This is a genomic window from Pseudopedobacter sp. (assembly GCF_040392825.1).
GTDB lineage: Bacteria > Bacteroidota > Bacteroidia > Sphingobacteriales > Sphingobacteriaceae > Pseudopedobacter.
The window spans coordinates 1-3,349 of record NZ_JBEBVH010000359.1 but is presented as its reverse complement, the minus strand read 5'-3'; the positions used below and the strand labels follow the sequence as shown (position 1 = coordinate 3,349).

The 3,349-nt window shown below is 34.8% G+C and carries 4 protein-coding genes; 3 read left to right on the top strand and 1 reads right to left on the bottom strand.

Annotation, left to right across the window (positions count from 1 at the left end; translation table 11 throughout):
• Positions 1-323, top strand: a 323-nt coding sequence (locus tag ABWO41_RS16895; RefSeq protein ID WP_353140527.1) for a WaaS/CpsH family glycosyltransferase, incomplete at its 5' end; no start/stop codon positions are given.
• A gap of 53 nt (positions 324-376) precedes the next feature.
• On the opposite strand, the gene ABWO41_RS16890 is transcribed toward ABWO41_RS16895, so the two are convergent.
• A complete protein-coding gene (locus ABWO41_RS16890) occupies positions 377-1,180 on the bottom strand; it encodes a glycosyltransferase family 2 protein (protein ID WP_353140524.1) in 804 nt (267 codons plus the stop codon).
• Positions 1,181-1,343: 163 nt separating this feature from the next.
• Here ABWO41_RS16890 and ABWO41_RS16885 point away from each other — a divergent pair, with 163 nt between their 5' ends.
• Positions 1,344-2,522 carry a glycosyltransferase family 4 protein gene (locus tag ABWO41_RS16885; RefSeq protein WP_183078569.1) on the top strand — a complete coding sequence of 393 codons (1,179 nt, stop codon included), beginning with the start codon at positions 1,344-1,346 and terminating at the stop codon, positions 2,520-2,522.
• Between the two features lie 11 nt (positions 2,523-2,533).
• Positions 2,534-3,349: glycosyltransferase family 2 protein (locus tag ABWO41_RS16880; protein ID WP_353140519.1), on the top strand; the 816-nt coding region annotated here is incomplete at its 3' end.

The window sequence follows — 3,349 nt, the reverse complement described above, 5'->3', positions numbered from 1 at the left end:
TAAACCATGTTTTGAGCTCTTCCTTATTAATAGATGTTCAAATACAAAGTCAATCTGGTCTATCATTTAGAATTTTTGAATCTATCGGTTATGATAAAAAAATAATTACGACCAATAAAGATGTTGCAAATTATGAATTTTATGACCCCAATAATATCCTAATATGGAACAATCAATCTGCTCAAGAATGTTTAGCCTTTTATCGTAGTCCTTATCGACCATTACCAAAAGAAGTTAAAGAAAAATACGCATTAGACAACTGGATAAAGTTCGTTTTAAAACTAGGCAACTTTTACCCAATTACACTACCAAAAACCGTGTAACACAAGAGTCTACTCCTCAGTTATCAATAAAACATAACATCAAAGCATTCCCCTTACTTCTTTCGTCCTTTAAAATAATAAAACAGCTTTCTATACCAGACATTATAGTACTTCTTCCTTATTCTATCTTCAGAATGTACTCTATCAAACAGCCTCTCTATTCCATAATTATTCTTCTTGTATAAAGAATAATGCTTATTATAAATATACAACCAAGACTCATCTGAAATATTTCGTTTCCGATTTTCATCCGTCATTGAATCTTTCGTATGTCGTTTCCGATAATAAAACAAGGGCTTGTTGATTTTATAGACGTTATCAAAATGTGCCGTCATTCGAATCCACATCTCCCAGTCTTCAGCAAATTTTAGATTTGTATCATATAGGCCAATGGCTTTAAGATTCTCACTTTTCATCATAGCAGTTGCCGTAAAACAATTTGTCCATAATATAGACTCCTTAGAATAATCCCAAGATTCCATAAGGCCCGTCTCCCGCTCAAAGAGTTGAGTTTGGGTGTATACGATATCCAACTGGCTATTATTGTGATACTGTTCTACACAAGAGCTGACATAGCTCGCGTCTAATAAATCATCGGCATCAAGAAAAACAAGGTATTCACCAGTTACATATTGAAATCCGTAATTTCTTGTTGCAGGCAACCCCTCATTATTTTTTGAAAGCACCTTCATATTGCCATAAGCTTTAGCAAATTCCTTAATAACATTGAACGTATTATCAGAGGAGCCGTCATCTACAACAATCACTTCTATATTTTTATATGTTTGATTGACGACGGATTCTAAAGTCTCTATTACTGTTTTTTCTGCGTTATATGCAGGTATAACGATACTCACTAAATCTTTTTGAAACATTGGGATTATTAAGTTATTACCGATCGCAAAGTTAATATTTTTTTACGCCAATTACTTCACAATGTCCCCAATTTTGAATCACCTTATCTGCCTATTTATCTTTTTTTTTTGTAATTTGCCCCGCAAACAGGCTCTATTATACTTTATGCAAAAAATCAAAAAATGGTTTCAGACAATTACCTCTATCTTGAAGTATCCATCTATTATAAAAAACTTAAATAAATCAAAGACTTCAGTTTATTGCTTCTTCCCCGTTTATCACATAGGAGGAGCAGAACGCGTGCATTTAGATATTTTAGATTCTATAAAAGACCAAAATCCAGTTTGTTTTATTACCGAACAGTCTACCAGCAACGATTTTAAGAATGAGTTTACAAAGCATGCTATGCTTATTGAATTATTTCGTTGGTCCAAGAAAACAAGCTTCAAAAAACATATAGCAAAAAAAATTGCATCCAAAATAAACAACACACCAAATGCGGTCGTATTTGGATGTAATAGCCATCTTTTTTACTATCTTTTACCTTTCTTATCCCCGAACGTCAAAAAGATCGATCTAATCCATTATTTTATTGGTGACCATTCATTTGAACAAATATCCTTGCCTTTAGTTCCTTTATTGGACAATAGGGTCGTTCTGGGATCCAAACATTTGAACCAGTTAACATCTTATTACCTCCAGAATAATATCGACAGGAAGTTTGCAGAGAGAATAAAAATAATTACAAATCAGGTAGAAATACCGTCAATTCCGTCAGATAAAGACTTTAATAATGATCTACGTATATTATTCGTTGCAAGAAATGCTCCTGAAAAACGCGTGCCTGTATTTCTAGAGATAGCGCGTAGAAGTGAGAAGTTAAATCTTCCTTATAAATTTGCAATGATTGGCGATTTTGAAAATTATCAGCATCAATCGACCAAGAATATACAATTCATCCCCAGAATAACAGATAAATCGTTATTGAATATTGAGTATGCCAAGAGTCATTTTGTGATGTTAACATCGAGTTTCGAGGGTTTCCCGATGGTTTTATTAGAAGGAATGGCTTTAGGTAATATCCCCATAATAACTAATGTCGGAGAAGTTGCAGGTCAGATCAATGAGTCAACCAATACTGGATTTATTATAGAGAACTATACAGATGAGGATCGTCTCGTTGAGGACTTTATCGGTAAGTTGCTGTTTATTGCAAACCATAGGGAATTGTTACCTACTATTTCTCAGAATGTGATTGAGATTGTAAAAAATAACTTTAATTATGAATTATTTAAAAAGAACTACAGAAATCTGCTATTAGCGGATATTCCCAGTGCCCAATAATTTCTTTTATCATGAGTTCACAACACCCTTTGGTAACTGTCTTAATGGCCGCATATAATGCAGAGAAACACATCGCATCGGCAATACAAAGCATTTTGCAACAGACATATCCTAACTTTGAACTTCTGATCATCGAAGACTGTTCGACAGACAATACTTTGGATGAAATTAAAAAATTTAAAGATAGCAGAATTAAGTTACTACAAAATGTATGTAATCAAGGTGTTGTTATCACCAGAAACAGAGCATTAACAGAGGCTAATGGAGCATTTATTGCTGTTATGGACAGCGATGATATTGCCGTTCCAGATCGGATCGAATGCTTATTAAACGAATTTGAAGCCCACCCAGAGTATGCCCTAATAGGTGGTCATGCACACGTCATAGACCACTACGGAATACCGACGGGGCAACAATTTATGGTTGAAACAGATCCTAGCTTGCTCCGGTATCGTCTACTTTTGGGAAACAATTTCACTCATTCTTCGATCATGATGAGAACTGAAGTATTTAGAGAATTTAATGGATATCGCACTCCCCTTGCTGAGGATTATGATTTATTTTTGAGAATTTCAACAAAATACCCTGTCGGCAACCTCGACAAAGTCCTACTTTTTTATCGTGACCATACTTCGGGAATATCAAAGAAATATGCACAGGAACTCGAAAATCAAGTCTTACCAATAAAAGAAAATATTCTACGCAGTCTCCGCCTGCCTGCTGACATTAGCTACCAAAAAATGATCACTCATCCCCTCAATTGGGACGAAGTCAATATCGCCGCATATAAGAAACTCCATGCTGACCTGCTCGATCGAATCTATGCG